Annotated in this window: 14 protein-coding genes; 7 read left to right on the plus strand and 7 right to left on the minus strand. The window is 71.8% G+C overall.

Annotated elements, in window-relative coordinates; translation table 11 throughout:
- Nucleotides 1-2: 2 nt before the first annotated feature.
- Genes AB0K21_RS07895 through AB0K21_RS07905 form a run of 3 tightly spaced genes read left to right on the plus strand, consistent with a single transcriptional unit; the run spans nt 3 to nt 3,204 of the window.
- A complete protein-coding gene (locus tag AB0K21_RS07895; protein ID WP_364148969.1) occupies nt 3-1,556 on the plus strand; it encodes an amidase family protein in 1,554 nt (517 codons plus the stop codon).
- The gene (locus AB0K21_RS07900) at nt 1,553-1,963 is read left to right on the plus strand and encodes a DUF2237 domain-containing protein (protein ID WP_364148680.1); all 411 of its coding nucleotides are present in this window, start codon (nt 1,553-1,555) and stop codon (nt 1,961-1,963) included. Before AB0K21_RS07895 ends, AB0K21_RS07900 begins: the two co-directional genes overlap by 4 nt.
- Nucleotides 1,960-3,204: an MFS transporter gene (locus tag AB0K21_RS07905; protein ID WP_343962797.1), complete on the plus strand. Its 1,245-nt coding sequence runs from the start codon at nt 1,960-1,962 to the stop codon at nt 3,202-3,204. Before AB0K21_RS07900 ends, AB0K21_RS07905 begins: the two co-directional genes overlap by 4 nt.
- A gap of 33 nt (nt 3,205-3,237) precedes the next feature.
- On the opposite strand, the gene AB0K21_RS07910 is transcribed toward AB0K21_RS07905, so the two are convergent.
- Nucleotides 3,238-3,816 carry a hypothetical protein gene (locus tag AB0K21_RS07910; protein WP_343962795.1) on the minus strand — a complete coding sequence of 193 codons (579 nt, stop codon included), beginning with the start codon at nt 3,814-3,816 and terminating at the stop codon, nt 3,238-3,240.
- Between the two features lie 29 nt (nt 3,817-3,845).
- Between AB0K21_RS07910 and AB0K21_RS07915 the strand changes: the two genes are divergently transcribed.
- Nucleotides 3,846-4,232, plus strand: a complete 387-nt coding sequence (locus tag AB0K21_RS07915) for a TetR-like C-terminal domain-containing protein (RefSeq protein ID WP_364148971.1) — start codon at nt 3,846-3,848, stop codon at nt 4,230-4,232.
- Here the strand turns inward: AB0K21_RS07915 and AB0K21_RS07920 are convergent, their stop codons facing one another.
- Entirely contained in the window at nt 4,233-4,523 is a 291-nt protein-coding gene (locus tag AB0K21_RS07920) for a hypothetical protein (protein WP_364148682.1), read from the minus strand.
- A gap of 357 nt (nt 4,524-4,880) precedes the next feature.
- Here AB0K21_RS07920 and AB0K21_RS07925 point away from each other — a divergent pair, with 357 nt between their 5' ends.
- Nucleotides 4,881-5,273, plus strand: a complete 393-nt coding sequence (locus tag AB0K21_RS07925; protein ID WP_343962791.1) for a hypothetical protein — start codon at nt 4,881-4,883, stop codon at nt 5,271-5,273.
- Nucleotides 5,274-5,276: 3 nt separating this feature from the next.
- Complete coding sequence (locus AB0K21_RS07930) at nt 5,277-7,706, plus strand: DUF4132 domain-containing protein (protein ID WP_364148684.1); 2,430 nt, start codon at nt 5,277-5,279, stop codon at nt 7,704-7,706.
- 100 nt (nt 7,707-7,806) lie between these two features.
- On the opposite strand, the gene AB0K21_RS07935 is transcribed toward AB0K21_RS07930, so the two are convergent.
- The 5 genes from AB0K21_RS07935 to AB0K21_RS07955 are packed head-to-tail and all read right to left on the minus strand — an operon-like array spanning nt 7,807 to nt 17,381.
- Nucleotides 7,807-10,689 (minus strand): NHLP bacteriocin export ABC transporter permease/ATPase subunit, encoded by a 2,883-nt coding sequence (locus tag AB0K21_RS07935; protein ID WP_343962786.1) that lies wholly within the window; start codon nt 10,687-10,689, stop codon nt 7,807-7,809.
- Nucleotides 10,686-12,920, minus strand: a complete 2,235-nt coding sequence (locus AB0K21_RS07940) for an NHLP family bacteriocin export ABC transporter peptidase/permease/ATPase subunit (RefSeq protein ID WP_364148686.1) — start codon at nt 12,918-12,920, stop codon at nt 10,686-10,688. Before AB0K21_RS07940 ends, AB0K21_RS07935 begins: the two co-directional genes overlap by 4 nt.
- Nucleotides 12,921-12,935: 15 nt before the next feature.
- Complete coding sequence (locus AB0K21_RS07945; protein WP_343962782.1) at nt 12,936-13,748, minus strand: HlyD family efflux transporter periplasmic adaptor subunit; 813 nt, start codon at nt 13,746-13,748, stop codon at nt 12,936-12,938.
- 6 nt (nt 13,749-13,754) lie between these two features.
- On the minus strand, nt 13,755-15,116 hold the full coding sequence (locus tag AB0K21_RS07950) for a SagB family peptide dehydrogenase (protein WP_364148688.1): 1,362 nt from the start codon (nt 15,114-15,116) through the stop codon (nt 13,755-13,757).
- Between the two features lie 15 nt (nt 15,117-15,131).
- Nucleotides 15,132-17,381 carry a TOMM precursor leader peptide-binding protein gene (locus AB0K21_RS07955; protein WP_364148690.1) on the minus strand — a complete coding sequence of 750 codons (2,250 nt, stop codon included), beginning with the start codon at nt 17,379-17,381 and terminating at the stop codon, nt 15,132-15,134.
- A 252-nt stretch (nt 17,382-17,633) separates the two neighbouring features.
- On the opposite strand from AB0K21_RS07955, the gene AB0K21_RS07960 reads away from it, so the two are divergent.
- Nucleotides 17,634-20,075: an AAA family ATPase gene (locus AB0K21_RS07960; RefSeq protein ID WP_364148692.1), complete on the plus strand. Its 2,442-nt coding sequence runs from the start codon at nt 17,634-17,636 to the stop codon at nt 20,073-20,075.
- The last annotated feature ends 10 nt before the right edge of the window (nt 20,076-20,085 follow it).

A 20,085-nucleotide genomic window follows, 5' to 3' on the forward strand; every position in this document is an offset into this window, starting at 1 on the left:
ATATGAGCATTCCCGCCTTCACACCCGCCGACCTCACCGCCGTCGCCGGCCGATGGGGCCTCGACCCCGGCCTGGTGGACCGGCTCGGCCCCGCGATCGACCGGATGCGTGACACCTACGGTCGCGTGCGGGAACTGGCCGCCGAGGGGCGTCCCCCCGAGCCGCCGCCCATCGCGGTCACCCGGGTCCCGCGCGGCCCGGAGGATCCGTACGGCGCCTGGCTCTACCGGATCGACGATCCCGGGCGGACGGGAAACGGGCCGCTCGCCGGGCGGACGGTGACCGTCAAGGAGTCGATCGCGGTACGCGGAGTGCCAATGACCCTGGGCAGCCGCCTGATGGCCGGCTTCGTCCCCGGGTCCGACTCGGCGGTCGTCGGCCGGGTGCGGGACGCCGGAGGGATCATCGTCGGCACGTCGGTCTGTGAGGACCTGTGCTACTCCGGGTCGAGCTTCACCAGCGCGCACGGCCCCGTCGGCAACCCCTGGGATCCGCGCCGCTCGGCCGGCGGTTCCTCCAGCGGCGCCGCGGTCCTGGTGGCGACCGGGCAGGCCGACTACGGCATCGGCACCGACCACGGCGGCTCGGTCCGCAACCCCGCCGCCTGGTGCGGCGTCTTCGGTCTCAAACCGACGTACGGGATCGTCGAGTACGACGGCGCGATGCCGACCGAGCGCACGCTGGACCACATCGGCGTGCTCACCCGGAGCGCCGCCGACCTGGTCGCCTTCCTGGAGGCGACCGCGGCGCCGCATCCGGGCGGGGAGCACGGGGCGTACGCCGGCCGGTACGCCCGCGAGATCACCGGGCTGCGCGCCGGAATCCTCGCCGAGGGATTCGGCTGGCCCGGCCGTTCCGACCCGCGTCTCGACGACCAGGTCCGCGAGTCCGCGCGGGCGCTGGAACGGCTGGGGCTGACCGTGTCGGAGGTGTCGGTGCCGCTGCACCGGTACGGCAGGGACATCCATCTGCCCATCTCGATCGAGGGCGGGCTCACCACCGTCTTCGAGTCCCGTCTCCAGGGCAACAACCACTTCGGGCCCTACCACCCGAACTTCGGGGAGACCTTCGGCGAGGCGGTCGCCCGCCGCCCCGAGGACATACCGGTCGGAGGGGTGTTGGCGCTCGTCGGCGCCACGCTGCTGCGGGACGCCACCCACGGCAAGGTCATGGCGTACGCGCAGCAACTGCGGGTGCGGCTGCGCGAACAGGTCGATCGCGCGCTGCGCGAGGTGGACCTGCTCGTCCTGCCGAGCGTCCCGATGCCGCCCCACCCGCTCCCGGCCGACCCGCGCGAGGCGGTGATCGGCACCGACCTCCCCTTCGAGATGCACGACAACAACTGCGTGTTCAACCTCACCGGGCACCCGGCGCTCAGCGTCCCGTGCGGATTCGTGGACGGACTGCCGGTCGGCATGCTCCTCGTCGGACGACCCGGCGCGGACGCGCGGCTGGCCCGCGTCGCGGCCGAGTTCGAGGAGCGCGTCTTCCGCTGCCCCCCACCCCCGCGTCACACCCCGGACGCGGGCCTTCCTACCGCGAGGAGCGGACGATGACCGAGCCGGCGCTGAACTTCTTCGGCGAGCCCCTCGAATCCTGCGGCTTCGACCCGATCACCGGATACCGCCGCGACGGCTACTGCTACACCGGCCCCGACAACCCCAAGGGGCACACCGTCTGCGCGATCGTCGACGAACGCTTCATCGCCTTCCAGACCACGGTCGACAACGACATCGCGACTCCCCGGCCCGACCTCGCCTTCCCCGGGCTGAAGCCGGGTGACCACTGGTGCGTCATCGCGTCGAAGTGGTACGAGGCGTATCTGGCCGGCTGCGCCTGCCCGGTTAACCTCGCGGCGACCAACATCCGGGCACTGGAGGTGGTTCCGCGCGCGGCGCTGCTGGAGTACGGGGTGGACCCGCGTACCACGGCCCGGGACGGCGGCCGGGACCCCTCACCGTGAGCCGCTGGAACGCGCTGCGCGCCTACACCGCCCTGCCCGCCACCACCGGATCCTGGTTCCTGGCGGTCACGCTGATCGGCCGTATCCCCGCGACCATGGGGCAGTTGGGCTCGCTGCTGCTGGTCAGCGGGGCCACGGGCTCCCTCGCGCTCGGCGGCGTCACGGCCTCCGCCTTCGCCGCGGGGCAGGCGGCCGGCGGGCCGCTCGTCGGACGGACCGCGGACCGGTACGGGCACCGGCCGGCCGGGCTGGCAGCGGCGCTGCTGCACACGGCGGCCCTCGTCCTGCTGGTGGTGTGCGTGGTGCGGGGCATGCCCACGTGGGCGGCGCTGGTGTCGTCGGCGGTCGCGGGCTTCTCGGTGCCGCAGGTAGGCCCGCTGTCCCGGGCCCGCTGGACCGCGCTGGCCCACCGGGGACGGCTGCCCATGAATCGCTTCCCCGCGGCGATGAGCTTCGAGGGAACGGGCGACGAGTTCGCGTTCGTCCTCGGGCCCGCACTGGTCGGCGTCATCGCGACGGCGACCTCGCCCCCTACGGCGGTGCTCGTGGCGGCCGGGCTCACCGCCACGATGTGCGTGGCGTTCGCCCTGCATCCCACGGCCGCCGCGGTCACCAGGGACGAGCGTCGGGACGGGGGCACCGCGGCCCCGGTGCTGCGCGGCCCCGTGTTCCTCCTCGCCACCGGGCTGGCCGGCCTCGGCTGCTACTTCGGCTCGGTGCAGGCCGGCGTCACCTGGCGCGCGGTCGACGCCGGCGCCGACGGGGCCGCCGGGCTGATCTACGCGGTACTCGGGCTGAGCAGCGCCCTCGCCGGCGTGCTCGTCCCGATGCTGCCCGCGTCCTTCACACCGGCCCGCCGGCTCCAGACCGGCTTCGTCCTGCTGGCCGTTCTCACCCTGCCCCTCGCGATCGTCGGCGGGCTGCACATCGGCGGTCTCTGGCCACTGGGCCTGCTGATCGTGCTGCCCGGTGTCACCATCGCACCGATTCTCGTCACCGCCTACACCCAGGGGGAGATGACGGTCCCGGTGGAGCGGATCTCGTGGGTCATGACCCTGCTCACCTCCTCCGTCGTCGTCGGCTACGCAGTCGGCGCGCTGCTGTCGGGCACCCTCGCCGACCGCTACGGCCCACTCGCCGCCTTCCTGATCGCGCTCTCCGCGGCCGGCGTCGGCGCCACGGCCAGCACCGTCGGTCGGCGCCACCTGGCAGCGCTGCGCCCCGGACTCCCTCCGAGGTAGCACACGCCGCCCACCAGCGGCCAGGTCGACCGCCTAACTTCGCACCAGGGCCCCGGACTCCATCGCGACCCAGATCGCGCCGTCGGGTCCGACCGTGAGCCCGTGGGGTTCGGCGCCCTCCAGCGGATACTCCTCGATCTCGCCCTCGGTGGTGATGCGGCCCAGCCTGCCGATGCCCCACTCGGTGAACCAGAGGGCGCCGTCAGGCCCTGCCGCGATCGCCGACGGCATCGCGCCTTCGGTGGGCAGCGGGTGGAGGGTGACCTCGCCCGCCGCGGTGATGCGTCCGATCCGGTCACCCTGGAGCTGTGTGAACCACATGGCCCCGTCGGGACCGGCGACGATGCCGTACGACGACTTCACTTCGAAGGCGGTGATCGTGCCGTCCAGGGTGATCCGCCCGATCCGGCCGCCGACGAACTCCGTGTACCACAGCGATCCGTCGTGTCCCACGGTGATCACTGTGGGTCGGCCGTCGGCAGGATCGAGCTGGAAGATCGTGGGGTCCTCGCCCGGCACGACCCGCCCGATCTGTCCCTGGTGGACGAGCGTGAACCACAGCGCGCCGTCGGAACCGGTGACGACGCCGTAAGGAGAACCATTGATCAACACTGGAGCTCGCGCGTGAGGAGCCGTGGCCGATACCCGACACCGGCTCCTTTCAGGATGATCTGAGGGAGGTCGTCCGGCTGGTGCAGGGCGGGTTCGCCGATCCCGTCGCCGGGCCGATCTCCGCCGCGTTCGTGACGGCGGCCGTGCAGAACGGCGACGCCGCGCGATCCCTGCACGACTTCTTCATGGCCCGCCACGAGCAGGCGGCCGAAGTGGTGCGGCGAGCCGTCGAGCGGGGCGAGGTGCCGGCGGACACGGACGGCGCCGACGTGATCAGGATGGCCGTCGCCCCGGTCTACTACCGGCTGTTCGTCACCCACGAGCCGGTCACCGAACGCGACGCGGTACGCGCGGCCAACGCCGCTGCCGCCGCCGCCCGCGCGGGCGGCGTCCAGTGCACCGGCCGTAGACCCTGATCATGTCTCGTGAACGGCCTGCCGCCGGTAATGGCCGGTCCGGGCACGGGCTTGGTGGTCCGCTCCCCAGCCCGCCCACACCTCCCGATCATGGGCGTGCGCGCCGAGCGGCTCCATCACCCCGGAGAAGATCTCGGCGAGCAAGGCGTCCAGCGCGTCGCATTCTTTCGGACCGTACGAATTCACATCCTTGATCTTCGCTACCAGCTTCGGAGTGCGGTCGTGCCAGACCTGCCAGGCGTAACCCTTCGGATCGCTGTTCAGCAACTCGGGCGGCGGCTCGTCATTCACCGGAATTTCTCTCGCTCCTTGTCGGCGGGCGTCCGTATGACAACCGTACGCGTCGAGTTCGTGAAATCCGAACACCACCCGTGGCCTTTCCCCTGTCCCGTCGGCACGCCGAGCTCCGGTTTTTCGGTCACCCGTTATCCGCGCTGAATTTTAGATCTCTGCCGCTTTGCGCGACGAATGACACACGCGACATCCACGAGCTGCTCAGGGGCGACAGGATCAGGCTGGACGCGGCCGACCGGGCGGCCTGCCGGGATTCTCCGGGAAGGCCCGGCGGTCCGGCGACATCGGTTTCTGTCGGATCGAAATGCTACTGATTGCGATCACAGTGATTCCGATGACTTGTGGAGCTGCCAGATGGCGACGGTCACCTTCAGGGATGAGACCGCGGCGGGAAAGCCGATAGAGGAGTTCACCCTCCCCGATCTGCCGGAGAGCATCTCGGCGCGGGAACTGGTCCGGCTCCGGGTCCGGGAGGAGGTCGCCCGGTACAACGCGGCCCCCGCCGCCCGGTTCAACGGCCTGGTCCGTCCCGAGGACGCCGAGGTGGAGCTGAACGGCTACCGGATGGGCGCGAAGCGGCGGATCGACTGGGAACGCCAGGCGGACGCCGCCGAGCGGGCGTTCGGCCGCAACGGGTTCCTGCTGCTCGTCGGGGAGCGTCAGATCGACGACCTGTCCGAGATGATCGACCTGACCGTCGACCCGGTGGTGTCCTTCATCAAGCTCGTCCCGCTGGTCGGAGGCTGAGGAATGGGTGTAATCGACGACTTTCCCAGATCGCACGGCTATGTCATGGAATATCTGGACGCGCCGACCCGTGAGACCTTCGCCTGCTTCGACGCGGCCTTCGAGGCGGGGCTGGAGTCGCCCGGCGCGGAGAGCGACCCGAGGATGTTCGGCCGCTGGGCGCAGCTGAGACTCGGCAACGGGCACCACGGGATCGACCACTACGACGAGCGCGTGCTGCGTGTGACCCGGTCGGCCGCCGACGGCGACACCCCGTGGACCTTCGAGGACGTCCGTTTTCTCTGGATGGCCGCCAACGCGCTGATGACCTGGAGACACACCGACTACCCGGAGCTGTACCGGCTCCCGCTCGCCGCGATCCGGCGGCTGGACCACCGGGGACGCCGCCAGATCCTGGAGGGGACGCTGGGGTGGTTCCGGAAGTACCACCGGCCGGTCTGGGACGCCCTGCACGACCAGATGGAGGTTCTGCTGACCGAGCCCGCCGAGCACGGTCCGGCCGGTGTGGTGCGGAACGTCATCTGGGACTGCGACGTCGTCGCGCGCAGGCTGGCCGAGGAGTACGGCGCACGCCTGGCCGCCCCCGAGGTCCTGCCTCTGCTTCTGCACTGGAACACCGCGCGGTCCTCCAAGCCGAGTGAGAGATGGCTCAGGACCGCGAAAGCGCTGCTGACTCCCGAGGCCGCCGGCCTCGTCCACGAGCTCCTCGTCCTGGTGGCGGCTCACCGGGAGAGGCCGGAGGAGAACGTTCACGAGTGGCGGGAGACCGTCTTCCTGCACGAGCGCACCGCCGTGCCGGTCCGCGGCATGGTGTGGACGTGCGAGCTGATCGACGAGCCGTGGGTGACCTCGCTCCTCGGCGACGTCGCGCTGACCTGCGGGACCGGGATCGGCGGGTCGGGCGCCAACTCCCGCAGCGAGCTGCTCGCCAACGCCGCGGTGAACACGCTGGCCCGCCGGGGCGGGCTGGAGGTGGTCGCGGCCCTGGCCAGGGTCCAGGTCAAGGTCCGCAAGAAGAGCGTGCTGGGCAACGTGGCACGCACCCTGGACGCGGTGGCCGCCGAGGCGGGGCTGGGCCGCGAGCAGTTGCTGGACCGCACCGTGCCGGCCTTCGGGCTCGGCCCGGACGGGGTGCGGGAGGAGAGGATCGGCGACTGCCTGGTGCGGCTCCGCGCGGACGGTCCCGTCCTCCAGTTCGTCAACCCGGCCGGGAAAACGGTCAAGTCGGCGCCGCAGGCGATCCGCCAGGCCCCCGAACTGGCCGCACTCAAGACCACTCTGAAGGACCTCAAGCAGGCGCTGCCCGCCGAGCGGTTCCGGCTGGAGCGGGCGCTGATCGAGGAACGGCTCTGGCGCTGGAAGGAGGTGACGGAGCTCTTCCTGGACCACCCTCTCACCGGCCGGTACGCCAGGAATCTCATCTGGCAGGTCCTCCAGGGCCCGGCCGGGCTCCCGGTCGGAACCGACACCGGCTGGGAACTCGCCGATCCGCGAGGCCGCCGGATCCAGCCGGAGCCGGATACTCCGATCCGGCTCTGGCACCCGATCCGCGAGGCGGCCGAGGAGGTACGGGCCTGGCGCGACCACCTGCTGGAGCACGGTGTCCGCCAGCCGTACAAGCAGGCGTTCCGCGAGGTCTACCTGCTGACCCCGGCCGAGGAACGGACCCGCACGTATTCCAACCGGTTCGCCGGGCACACGCTCCGCTACGGCCAGGCCAAGGCGTTGCTGAACCAGCGCGGCTGGAGTGGGCTGTCCATCGGTCACTGGGGCTACGAATACGACAGCCACCAGGGTGAGGCCGTCAAGGAGCTGTCCGGCTGGCAGGCCCGTTGGTACATGTACGTGACGGGAGACGCGGAGGCCGACGGGTGGGGGACCGCGTCCTTCTGCGCCAGTGAGCGGATCCGCTTCCACCGGGCCGACGACCCCGTCGGCCCCGGCGACGACGAGGGGGTCCCGCTGACCGAGGTGCCGCCGCTGGTGCTGTCGGAGGTGCTCCGCGACGCCGACCTGGCGGTGGGGGTCACCTCGATCGGCCTCGACCAGCAGGCCGTCGCCGGGCACGAGGAGTACTGGAACTCCTACGGGTTCGGCGAACTCACCGAGACCGCCGGCACCCGGCGCGACGCGCTCGCCCGACTGCTGCCCAGGTTGAGGATCGCCGACCGGACGGAGCTGACCGACCGGTTCCTACGGGTACGCGGAGACCGGCGGACCTACCGGATCCACCTGGGTTCGGGCAACATCCTGATGGAACCCAACGACGCCTACCTGTGCATCGTCCCCGGCCACGACCGCGACGCCGCCTCCGTCTTCCTGCCCTTCGAGGAGAACGGCGGCATGCTGTCGGTCATCCTGTCCAAGGCGTTCCTGCTCGCCGACGACACGGCCATCACCGACCCGTCGATCACCCGCCAGCTCGGCACCTGAGAGTCGCCCGAAGGACGAGGCGCCCCCGGACGCGGACGACCGCGCCGGGGGAGGATCCGGCCACCCATCGGTGAGATCACGGCGGCTCGCCGAGTCGCACTCAGGAGAGCTGGCGGGTGGCCAGCTGGGCGAACAGGCCGTCCTTCACGGCCAGTAGTTCTTCGTAGGTGCCCTGTTGGACGATCCGTCCCTCGTCCATGACCACGATGCGGTCGGCGGCCACCACCGTGGAGAGCCGGTGGGCGATCACCACCCGGGTGGCGTTGAGCCGGCGGGTGCTCTCGGCGACCCGGCTCTGGGAGGGGTTGTCCAGCGCGCTGGTGGCCTCGTCGAAGAAGACGATGCGGGGCCGGGCGACCAGCGCCCGAGCGATCATGAGGCGCTGTCGCTGACCGCCCGACAGCGTGCTGGTGCCCTCGGAGAGCACGGTGTGCATGCCCATCGGCATGGCCCTGATGTCATCGGCGAGCCCGGCCATCTCGGCCGCCGCCCAGGCGTCGTCCACCGTGTGGATGCTGCTGCCGACGATGTTGGCCTGGATGCTGCCCGCCTGCAGCGCGCCGTTCTGGAGCACCACCCCGCACTGGCGGCGGACGGCGGAGACGTCGAGTTCGGCGAGGTCCTGGCCGTCGTAGAGCACGGTACCCGACAGCGGGATCTCGAAGCCGAGCAGCAGCCGCAGCACCGTGGACTTGCCGCTGCCCGAGGGGCCGACCAGGGCCACGAACTCGCCGGGTTCGATCGACAGGGCGACCCCGTCCAGGGTCAGCGGACCGTCCTGGCCGTAGCGGAACGACACCTGGCTGAGCGCGAGCCGCCCGGACAGGTCGCCGGGGTCGGCCTTGGTGCCGTCGGTCTCCGGCCGGGCCTCCAGGATCGGCTTGATGTTCTCCATCATCGGCACGACGCCCATCGCGCTGACGGCGGCGGCGGTGAACTGGAGGCTGGAGGCCAGCAGCAGGCTGAGCGCGGTGAAGAACGGCAGGAAGGTGGCGACCGAGATCTGGCCCGCCATCGGCCCCGCCACCACCGCGAACACGACCCCGGTGCAGACCAGCGGGAATCCGGCGTTGAACGTGGTCACCGCGTTCTGGATACGACGGGCCGAGGCGGTCAGCGAACGGCCCCTGGTGGCCTCGCGGGTCCACTCGGCGAACGCCCGCTCCTCGGCGGCGGCGGCCCGCAGCTTCGGCATCGCGGTGAGCATCTGGAAGACCCGGGCCGACATGGTCCGCTCGTGCTCGTAGGACTGCCGCTGCCAGCGGAGCTGCATCCGTCCCGCGATGATGGCGAACCCGAGCCCGAACAGCATCAGCCCGGTGGCGACCAGGGCCAGGCGCACGTCGTAGAAGTAGACCAGGACCAGATTGGCCGACCCGGTGAGCAGCCCCAGCGTGGCCGTGGTCAGCATCCCGGAGAGCATCTCCTGCGCCGAGCTGATGCCCAGCACCGTGGTGCCCAGCTCACCGGTGGAGTAGCGGGCGAAGAACCCGGCGGGCAGTGAGAGCAGCCGGGTCCACAGGCCCGACTGCAGGGCCGAGGTGGTGCGGCTCTCGACCCGCAGCACCGCGATGTTCTGCACCACCGACAGGGCCGCGACCACGAACCCGGAGCCGATCACCACCAGGGAGCCCTGCACGATGAGGTCGAGTTCGGCCCGGACCGTGAACACGCCGAGCACCTTGCCCGTCATGATCGGGACGAGCAGCCCGAGCAGCGCGACCAGCACCCCCATGGCGGCGAACCGCAGCAGGTCACGGTAGTTGCCGCTGTCGAGGAACCCCAGGCGCAGCAGCGCGCCGACGGACTTGATCGAGGCGGGCAGCGGCCGGTACAGCACGTGCGCCCGCTTCTCCAGGCCGCGGGCGACGGCCGCGGTGACCGGGGTGAGCACGCCGTCGTCCACCATGACGTAGCCGCGGCCCATGGTCAGCAGGGCCACGGGACGGCCCGCGGAGTTGCTGCCCACCATGGGCCCCAGGTCCTGCGTCCACCACGGGCCGTCCAGTCGTACGAGCCGGGTCCTGACGCCGGAGGCCAGCGCTATCGCCTGCAGGTCGCCCACCGGGCGGTCCTGGTTGCCGCGCCGCACCGGCGGCCGGACCTCGAACCCCTGGTGCGCCGCCACCAGCCGGGCCGCGGCCAGCGCGGGCGGATCGTTGGCCACGTCGGCCAGTTTCACCTGGACCTCGGTGTCCCGCAGCACGGCGTCGAAGCTCCGTACGGCCTGTGTCAGCACGGTGCTCTCGCGTTCACGCAGGCCGGTCAGGGCGGCGCGCTCCTCCTCGCGTCGCCGTTCGATGCGTTCGTCGACGGTGGTCAGCAGGCGGGCGGCATGGGCGGCGAGGAACTCGCAGAGCAGGCCCTCGTCGAAGACCGAGTGCAGCGAGCGGGTCCGCAGCCGGGTCCTGGTGCGGGCGACCAGCCAGTCCCTTTCGGTCAGGCAGATGTCGCTGCCCGCGCCGAGCACCAGATCGTTGCCGTCGCCGACCTCCACGTCACCCGACTCGACGCGCACGCAGCGCACGCCGTCGACCGATCGCACGGCGCGGCCCGCGTCCAGCTCGGCCGTCCCGTTGACGGGCAGTGGGACGAACTGGCGGGGCGGCAGGGGAGCGGGCAGCGCCCGGGACAGCAGTTCGATGCCGCCGCTGAGTCCCTTCACCAGCCAGGCGGCGGCCTCGGCGGGGAGCTCGTGCAGAACCGCGACCGGGACGTCGGCGAGTACGGCGCCGGGCACCGGGCGGGCCACGATCACGTGGCGCGGACCCGACCGCACCCCGCAGGCCAGCACCGTTCCCGCCTCGGCCCGGCCCAGGAAGTTCCAGCGGCCGTCCAGCTCGCCGTCGGCGGTCCGGACCGCGAACAGGTCCACCAGGCCCGACTCGACCAGCAGCATCCGCCCGGGGTTGTCGAGGATCATGAACCGCTCGGTGCCGAGGTCCAGCGGGATGGCGACCCCGGCGAGAGCGGCGGGGCTCACAGTCCCCCTCCGGTGTTGAACAGCCGTGTGTAGATGCCGTCGGCGGCGAGCAGCTCCTCGTGGATGCCGCGCTCGGCGACCTCGCCGCGGTCCAGGACGATGATCTCGTCGGCGTCGCGGATGGTGGACAGCCGGTGGGCCATCAGCAGGCAGGCGCAGCCGCGGCGGCGCAGGTTGTCCATGATGACGTGCTCCGTCTCTGGGTCCAGGGCGCTGGTGGCCTCGTCGAGGATCAGCAGGGTCGGCTCGGCGGCCAGGGCACGGGCCAGTTCGAGCCGCTGCCGCTGGCCGCCGCTGAAGTTGCGGCCGTCCTCGCGGACGAACGAGTTGATCCCGCCGGGACGGGCCAGCACGGCGTCGTAGACGGCGGCGTCGCGGAGCGCGTCGAGCACCACCTCGTCGGGGACCGCCTCGTCCCACAGGGTCAGGTTGTCGCGTACGGTCCCGGCGAACAGCACGATGTCCTGGTCGACGTAGGCCATCGAGCCGGCGAGCACGGTGCGCGGGATCTCGTCCAGCGGGTGGCCGTCGAGCAGGATCTGGCCGGCGCGGGGCTCGTACAGGCCGGTCAGCAGGCGGCCCAGGGTGGACTTTCCGCTGCCGGAACCGCCCACGATCGCGACCCGGCTGCCCGGTGTCATGCTCAGCGAGAGGTTCTTGATGACCGGATCGCTCAGCGGGCCGTACCCGAAGGTGACCTCCCGCAACTCCAGGCGGCCCTCCAGGCGGGCGCCGAGTTCGGTCTCGCCGCCGGTGCGCTCGAAGCAGCGGGCGATCGGGTGCCGTTCCACGTCGTGGATGCGCTTGGCGTCGGCGCTGAGGTCCTGCAGACGGCCGCCGAGGTTGGTGAGCTGGGTGACCGGCCTGCTCAGCGCGGCCAGCAGGGTCTGGAAGGAGATCAGGATGCCGATGCTGAGCACGCCTTCCACCACCCGCAGCCCGCCGATCAGCAGCATCAGGCCGGTGTTCACCGTGGCCAGCAGGGGCGGGACGACGACCAGCACCGCGGTGGGCACGCCGAGCCGCTGCTGGGCGGAGACGACCTTGGCCAGGAAACCCGCCCAGCGGGTGAAGGCGTCGGGCTCCGAGCCGGTGGCCTTGACCGTCTCGATCATGCTGAGCGTGGCGAAGGTGGTGCCGGTGAGGTTGCCGCGGTCGGTGCGCAGTGCGGTGACCGCGTCCTTGCGGGCCCGGGCGACCCAGCGCAGCACCAGGATGTTCAACGCCGCCATGCCGACGCCGATGACGCCGAGCAGCACGTCGTAGCGGACCAGCAGGGCGGCGTAGAACGTCACCAGGACCATGTTGATCACTGTCAGCGCGAGGTCGCGGGAGAGGATCTCGGCCACCGTGTCGTTGGTGGAGATCCGCTTGGCGACCTCGGCCGGCCGGCGTTGCAGGAAGAACTCGATGGGCAGCCGGAGCAGGTGACGGAAGAAGCGAGCGGAGCCGACCAGGCCGACCCTGATCTCCAGCCGCAGGAGGTAGTACTGCTGCACCGAGGTCAGCACGAAGATGGCCGCCGCGGTGAAGACCATGACGATCAGCAGCGGCGGCAGGATGTCAGGGGAGTTGCCGCTCAGCACCCGGTCGATGAACACCCGGTAGTAGGCGGGCCCGGCGATGCCGGGCAGCAGCAGCAGCGCGCTGGCCAGCAGCACCAGCGGCAGGGCGCGTCCGGACGGCAGCCGCCACTGGAGCAGCGCCTTGCTGAGCTTGGCGCGTTCCCCACCCGGCTTGAAATCGGGGCCGGGTTCGAAGGTCAGCATGATCCCGGTGAAGCCGGAGTCGAACTCCGACCACTCCATCAGCCGCGGACCCGACGACGGGTCGTTGATCGCGACCATGGTGCGGCCGAACCGGGTCACCAGTCCCTCGACCACGATGAAGTGCTGGAACGCCCAGAAAATGATCACCGGCCCGGTCTGGTCGCGGAGCAGTTCGGCCTCGACCTGGAATCCTTTGGCGATCATTCCGTAGGAGCGGGCCGCGGCGAGCATCGAGGACGCCTTGGATCCGTCCCTGGACACCCCGCACCGGCCCCGCAGTTCCTCAAGCGGCACGTGCTTGCCGTAGTGGCCCAGGACCATCGCCAGCGCGGCCGCGCCGCACTCGACCGACTCCATCTGGATCACGGTCGGCACCTGGTGGCGGTTCTTCCTGCGGGGGCGCGGGGGCTGCGGCTGCTTCCTGGGCGCGGGTTTCGCGGGGTTCAATGTCGTGTTCGTCATCGGTGCCTCCTCCGCTCAGCGCCCGAGCACCAGGTTGAACGGCGTCTGCTCGCCCAGGTGGATGGAGGCCGACACGGTCACCTGGGAGTCGAGCTGCACGGGCGGTCCCTGCGCGGTCGACCAGGTGTACCCCGAATGCGAGTCCTGGTCGGGGATCAGGTCCACGATGATCATCAAGGGGGCCTGGACCGCCGCGTATCTCTTGGCGGCCAGCTCGCCGCCCACCAGCCCGGCCAGCGCCTCACCGGTCAGGGGGTAGCGGCTGACCGAGGTGACCCGGCCGCGCAGCAGCCCGAAGGCCGCGGCGGGCGCGGTGGACACCTCCAGGTCGACCGGGCGGCCGGGGGCGATCCAGGCCGCCCGGTCGGCGGGTACGAACACCATGGCGACCAGGCGGTCGTCGGGCAGGTCGGTCCGCTCGACCGTGGCGACCGTGGTGCCGACGGCGACCACCTGGCCGTCGCTGACCGTGGTGCCGACCACCTGGCCGGTGAACGGGCTGGCCACCTCCTGGGTCTTGCCGTCGGCGTCCTGCAGCTCGGCGACGGACTGACCGACGATCACCCGGTCGCCCGGCCGGACCAGCACGCGGCGGGCCAGCCCCGAGTAGTGACTCTGGATGCGGGCCGTGCCGCCCGGGTGGGTGAGCACGCCCGGGGCGGCGACCGAGATGCGCAGCTCGCCGACGAACGCCCAGACCAGCCCGCCCGCCATCACGATCATCACGACGAAGACCGCGATCCAGCCCCGGGGGGTGGCCAGCAGGGTGGGGGAGTCCAGCTCGTCGGGCTCGCGCATCCGTTGCAGCGCCTGGTAGCGGAATCTCATCGCGGTCTACTCCTCCGTCCGGGGCCGGGAGCCGAGTACGAGTTCCCCGACCGTGCCCTCAAGGAGCGGGTCGCGCCCCGAGGCGGTGGCGAAGGCGGCGGCGTCCCCGCCGCCCAGGCCGCACACGGCCAGGTCCATCGCGGTGGCCACCAGGTAGAGGGTCTGGTAGAGCACGCCCACGTGCTTGAGGACCAGCGGGTAGGCGACGGTCTCGTACTTCCACATCACCCGGCCGAACCGGGCCGCCACCAGCAGCACCACCTGTGGATCCGCCTCCAGCATGGCGGCGCCCCGAGCCTGGCCGACCAGCGCCTCGGTGGCCTTGCCCGGCTCGGCGACGAGTTCCAGCTCGTGCCGGTCGGTCGCGTAGTGCCACAGCCCGGGCGCCAGCCCCTCGCACGCCGTCACCAGCGGGTAGACCTCCAGCTCGTGTACGGCACCGCCGCTCGGGTACGGCCGGTCGGCCAGTTCCTGGCCGTCGCCGCCGGTCATGGTGCCCCGCCTGCGCAGGCTCCGGTAGAGCAGCTCGCCGAGCTGGGCGAGGGTGATCGGTCTCCGCTGGTCGTGGGCGCGGATCGAGCGGCGCCGTTCGAGCACCTCGGTGAGCGACGGGTCCCCGGCCGCGATCTCGTCCAGGTCGGGCACCGGCAGCGCGACGGTCCGGGTGCCGGCGGGCGGTGGGGAGACCGGCTCCGGTGCGAAGCGGTCCCTGATGGGATAGGTCCCGCCGTATCCGCCGACCGAGGCGGGGAAGCGGGTACGGGAGTGGAAGGCCAGGTCGGCGGGGTGCCACTGCGCGTAGGGGCGCTCGGCCACCTCCACGTCCTCATCGGGACCGCCCGGCGCCAGCAGGCCGGCCGTGGCCAGCAGCCGCAGCACCGGGGCGGGTACGGAGGTGTTCCAGGTCGCCAGCTCGCCGAGCAGCCCGGCGGCCTGCGGCATCAGTTCGACGGCCAGGTGGCGGCCGGGGGTCTGCAGGGTCAGCGTGCCGTCCACCACCCGCGCCTCGGCGAAGCGCGACAGCCGTACCGGGCCGGTGGGGGCCGCGGCCAGCAGCGTCGGACCCCGGCCGACGGAGAAGAGCCTGGCCACCGCGGTGCCGTCCACCGCCGCGGCGTGTTCGAGCAGCCCGGAGGTGTTCAGCCCGCGGAACAGCATGTGCCAGCGGAGCAGTCCCGCCTCGCCGTCCGCCGTGGTGACCGCGCCCGCCAGGGCGGCGTCATCGTGGTCGCCCTCGGCCAGCAGCTTCAGGGCCGTGCCCTGTCCCGGTGACAGGTTCCTCAGTTCGAGAGCCGTGGTGGTCAGTTGGATGCGCTCACCGGAGAACGACGCGTCCCGGCGCAGCCGGGAGACGATGATGGGGTTCATGGGAGGACCGTTCGCTTAGAAGAACACGTTCCAGGAGTTGATCTCGTCCTGGGGGGTCGGCCGGTCGAGCCAGCCGAGCCGTACCGGCGCGTCGTAGAGGCGGCCGGGTGCCAGGCGGCGCCAGAAGTGCCGCAGGCCGGGCGCCATCACCTTGACGACGTTCAGCTCCAGGTCGGGACGGGTCTGGTCGAGGACGATCACTTCGGATCCGGCCGCCTCGATCGAGTCCACGCACCGGCGCACGCACACGGCCAGGTCGGTGGGGGCGGGTGGGCCGACGGTGACCGGCGGGAGACCGGGATCCGGCAGCAGCCAGGGCTCCCGGTCGACCTTGGCCTCCTTGCACCAGGCCAGCATCTCCGGGTCGTCCACCCGGTAGAGCGTGTTGCCCTGCTCGTCACGCCGGTCCACGGTCGGCAGGAACTGGTTGAGCTCGGTGAGCGCGCGGAACGCCGCGATGCGCGGGTCGGGGTGGCAGCCGAAGCCGACCATGACGTCCTCCACCTCGTGGCGGCGCCGGGAGACCGCGGCGTACACCGGGATGCCCACGTCGGTGGTGAGGTCGAGCATCCACAGGTCCCGGTCCATGGCCCCGTAGAAGTCCCGCAGCTCGCCCACGTAGGGGTCGTCCAGCGAGTCGAGGTCGAAGGCGGGGCGGCGCAGCCGGTTGTACCACCACAGCGCCACGGAGTCGCGCTCGACCAGCTCGCAGATGCCCTGCAGGATGGCCTCCTCCAGGGTGTTGCCCGCCGCGCTGCCGTTGGAGTCGGCGATGCAGAAGAAGTGCTGGTAGAGGTCGGGGTGGCCGTACCAGCCGTAGGCGGCGGGGACCAGCCGTTCCTCGTCGCGGGTCAGCGACCAGGCCCGCGACCAGTCGAACGGCACGTCCTCCTTGAACGGGTCGGGCACCTGCTGCAGCCGGTGCGCCGGGTCGGCGTTCCACTCCTTGCGTCCGGCCCGCTGCTCGTCGGAGAAGAGCAGCAACCGGTCCGGGTGCACCGCCGTCGCCGGATCCAGGTCGGCGTAGGCGGCCCGGATGACGGGCTCGTCCCCGCGCCAGACCCCCGAGTACCGTTCGACCGCCTCGCAGAGGGCGCTGACCTTCGCCTGGATCTCCGAGCGCCCCTTGCCGCCGCTCTGCCCGCGCAGGTTGCGGCGGAGCAGGTCCATGCTGTCGTTGACCATGGCGAAGTTGTGGCCGGCGGCGTAGCTGTAGGTCAGGCCGCTGGGGTCGGTACCGATCGAGACCAGCTTGGTGATCGCGCCCAGGTGCGGGCTGATGTGCCGCTCCAGCCGCGCGAACGTGTCCTGCGGCTGGTCGACCCGGTAACCGCCGTCGGTGACGTGGTTGGCCTGCCGCGGGGTGAGCACGATCTTGGGGTTGTCGTCGGGCGGCGTGCCGCACGAGGGGCACTGCGGCTGGCGGATCAGGACGTGCCTGCTGGTCTCCATGGTCGCCAGGTCGAGGGCGACCATCTGGCCGCAGAGCGCGCCCGGCTCGCCGGTCGCCACGATCCTGGCGACCTCGGCCGCCAGCATCCCGGCCAGCGCCAGCGGTCCGGCCGGGATCTGCGCGCGCACCGGGTGGAACGGCGTCCGCTCGCCCCGCTTGCCCGCCAGGTAGCGCTCCAGCTGGCGGTTGCCGCTGAGCCGCTGCGCCAGGCACGACCAGCAGCCGGTGTGGTCGGGATCGAGGAAGGGGCCGAGCCACGGGCTGACGCCGCCCGGCTTGGCCAGCAGCCAGGGGAGCCCGGACGCCAGCTGTGAGGCGTTGCGCCGCTCCAGGGCCGGGTCGAGGTAGTCGTCCACGAGCACGACCGAGACCCCTTCGGCGGGCACCTCGTCGATCGCGCCGGTGAGCACTTTCAGCCCCAGCTCGGTCAGGGCGGCCGTGACCGGGGCGGCGTCCACCCCCTCGGCGGCCGCGACGGTGACCGGCGTGCCCTTCGTGACGGCCGCCGGGTCGATGCCCAGCGCGTCCCAGTAGGCCAGCACCTTCTCCGGCAGGTCCGGCCTGCCCTCCGCGAGGTGCCCCGCCGCCTCGTAGCGGCGCAGCGTGGTCAGCACCGTGGTGAATGGAACGCTCCCGGCCAGCTCCTGGACGATCTCGCTCACCGTCCTGCGGCCGTCGAGGTAGGGGAGCACCGCCGCGGCGGCCTTCCCCGGCACCAGGAAGTCCTTCCCCTCGGCGAACAGGAAGACCCGGGATCCGTCCACGACCTCGACATGGAAATGGGCTTTTAGTCGTGGACTCTCCATCAGCATCCGCCTTTTTATATGAAGCTCTCGACAACCCTCTTCAGTGCGGATTTAAACACGGGGGGACCCGGATGGTGAATGCGCAAAAAATCGTACGCATCGCGCGGCCGATACTTAGGGCGCCGACGTATTCGCCTCGGTATCACCGCGCCGGACGCCCGGGATCGGCGCCGGTGGCCCGGTCCTGAACCGGTATCGCCGAGAAAGACGGGTACCGAACCCGTTGAGATCCGTATCGGGAGAATGGGACGATGAGGCATGGCACCGCTTCTTCACAGAGACAGAGAACTGGCTGTCTTCCGAGAGGCTCTCGACGAACTACGGGCCGGCCGCCCTACCGTCGCGGCGATCCTGGGCGGAAACGGAATGGGCAAGAGTTCCCTGCTCGGAGCCATGACCGAAATGCTTCCCCCGCGCAGTCTGGTGCTGCGGGCGCGCTGTCACCCGAGCGAGAGCCATTTCGCCTACGGCATGGTCCGCCAGCTCTTCGACCCGGTGATGTCCGCCGGCGAGCGGCCCCGCGGGCGGTTCGACCACGCCGCCGCCGACGACGACGGCGCCGCCACCCAGGACCTGCTGATCAGCCTGTTCCACATGACCCGCGACCTGGTCGCGGAGCAGCCGGTGGTCATCGCGATCGACGACCTGTCCTTCGCCGACACGCCGTCGCTGCGCTGGTTCTCCTACATCGCGCGCCGCCTGGACGACCTGCCGGTGATGATGATCGCCACGCTGCCCGGCAGCCCCCCGGCCGGGCTGGGCACGGATCTGGCCAAGCTGCCGTACGCGCGGTTCGTCCAGCTCAGACCGTTCTGTGCCACCTGTACGGCCGACTTCGTCGCCGAGGCGCTGGGTGCGCCGCCCGATGTGGAGCTGGCCGCGCTCTGCCACACGCTCTCGCAGGGGAACCCGCTGGTGCTGCGCCAGCTGACCAGCCGGATGCGGCAGGCCAGGATCAGCCCGGGCGAGCCCGATCCCGACCAGGTGCTGGAGGTCGGCACGGCGGCCCTGTCCGCCACCGTGCTCGAATGGCTGCACGACCACGACCCGGTGGCCTACGAACTGCTCACCCAGCTCGCCGTCATGGGCCCGGACACCGACGTCACCGTGGCGGCGATCCTGCTGAGTCAGGGCGAGCCGCAGATCCGGCAGGCCCGCCGGGCCCTCGCCCAGGCGGGGCTGATCACGGCGGGGCCGCCCGTGCGGTTCCACAACCCGCTGATCCGCACGGCCGTACTGTCGCGCATCGACAACCAGACCCGGCTCGGCCTGCACGAACGCGGGGCCGCGCTGTTGGCCAGGCTGGGCGCGCCGGCCGCCCAGACCGCCGAGCACCTGATGCTCACCGATTCCGACTGGGGCGTTCCGGTGCTGCGCAGGGCGGCCACCGAGGCGGTCGCGGCCCGCGAGTACGACGACGCGACCCGTTACCTGCGCCGCGCGCTGGCCTGCTCCGACGATCCGGCCACCATTCACGAGCTGACCCTGCAGCTCGGCACGGTCGAGCTCCGCCACGACCTGGACGCCTGCGTCCGGCACGCGGAGACGCTGGTCAGCACCGCGCCCGACCCCGTCAGGCGGGCCAGGTCGCTGCTGAACCTGGCCAGCCCCGCGCTGGTCGCCAGCACGGTGGGGGTCCGGCCGTTCGTCACCGTGGCCCACGAGCTGGCGGGCATGGCGGACCCGCCGAGGGAGCCGCTGCTCCGGCTGACCGCGCAGGGAGTGCTGTCCGGGTACCGCGCCGGGTTGCGCAGGTCGGTGCGGATGGCCTCGTCGGGCGTGCCGGACTCGGCCGCCAAGGAGCTGGCCGGCGCGCTGGCGGCGATGGTCGCGGCGAGCGGACGACATCCGGGCACCGCCAGGCGGCTGGCGGCGCGGGCCTGCCGAGAACGCTCCCGCCGGGATCGGCCCGCGGGGACCGGGCTGGTGGGCGCCGCGCTGGCGTTCGGCTGGACGGGGCGCCCGGAGGAGGCGCTGGCCGTGTGCGGCAGGATCCTGCAGGACGCCCGCACCTGGGACCAGCCGGATCTGCACGCGCTCGGGCTGCTGCTGCGGGCCGATATCGGCCACCGGCGGGGCGACTCGGACGACAGCCTGCGGGACGCGCTCGACGCGCGGGAGGGGGCCGAGCGGATCGGCGCGCGGGTGCTGACCACGGCGGCGCGCGCCTGTGGCGCGCGGGCCCTGATCCGGATGGGCCGCACCCGGGACGCCGCGGAGCTGGTACGTGAGATGACGATGCCCGCGGACGCCCATCCCCTGATCAAGAGCCTGATCCTGGAGGTCCAGGGACTGATCGCGGCGGCGGCGGGCGACCACGTCACCGCGCTGAGCCTGTTCCTCGACTGCGGGCACCGGCTCTCCGCCCGCGGCATCACCAATCCCGCCTGCCTGCCCTGGCGCGCGCACGCCGCCAAGGCGTACAACGCGCTGGGCGAGCACACCGCGGCCCGTACGATCGCCGCCGAACCGGCGGCGAGCCCGGAGCACGCGCCGGACGCGCGGCCGGCGCAGGCCCAGATCCTGCTCACCCCCGCCGAGCAGCGGGTCGTCGAGCTGGTACGGCAGGGCATGAGCAGCATGGAGGTCGCCGAGCGGCTCTGCCTGAGCAAGCGCACCATCGACACTCACCTGGGCCGCATCTACCGCAAGCTCGGTATCCGAGGGCGGCACCAGCTGGCCGCCGCCCTCGGCCCGTGACCGGTCCCTG

The sequence above is a fragment of the Streptosporangium sp. NPDC049248 genome (assembly GCF_040678965.1).
GTDB lineage: Bacteria > Actinomycetota > Actinomycetes > Streptosporangiales > Streptosporangiaceae > Streptosporangium > Streptosporangium fukuiense.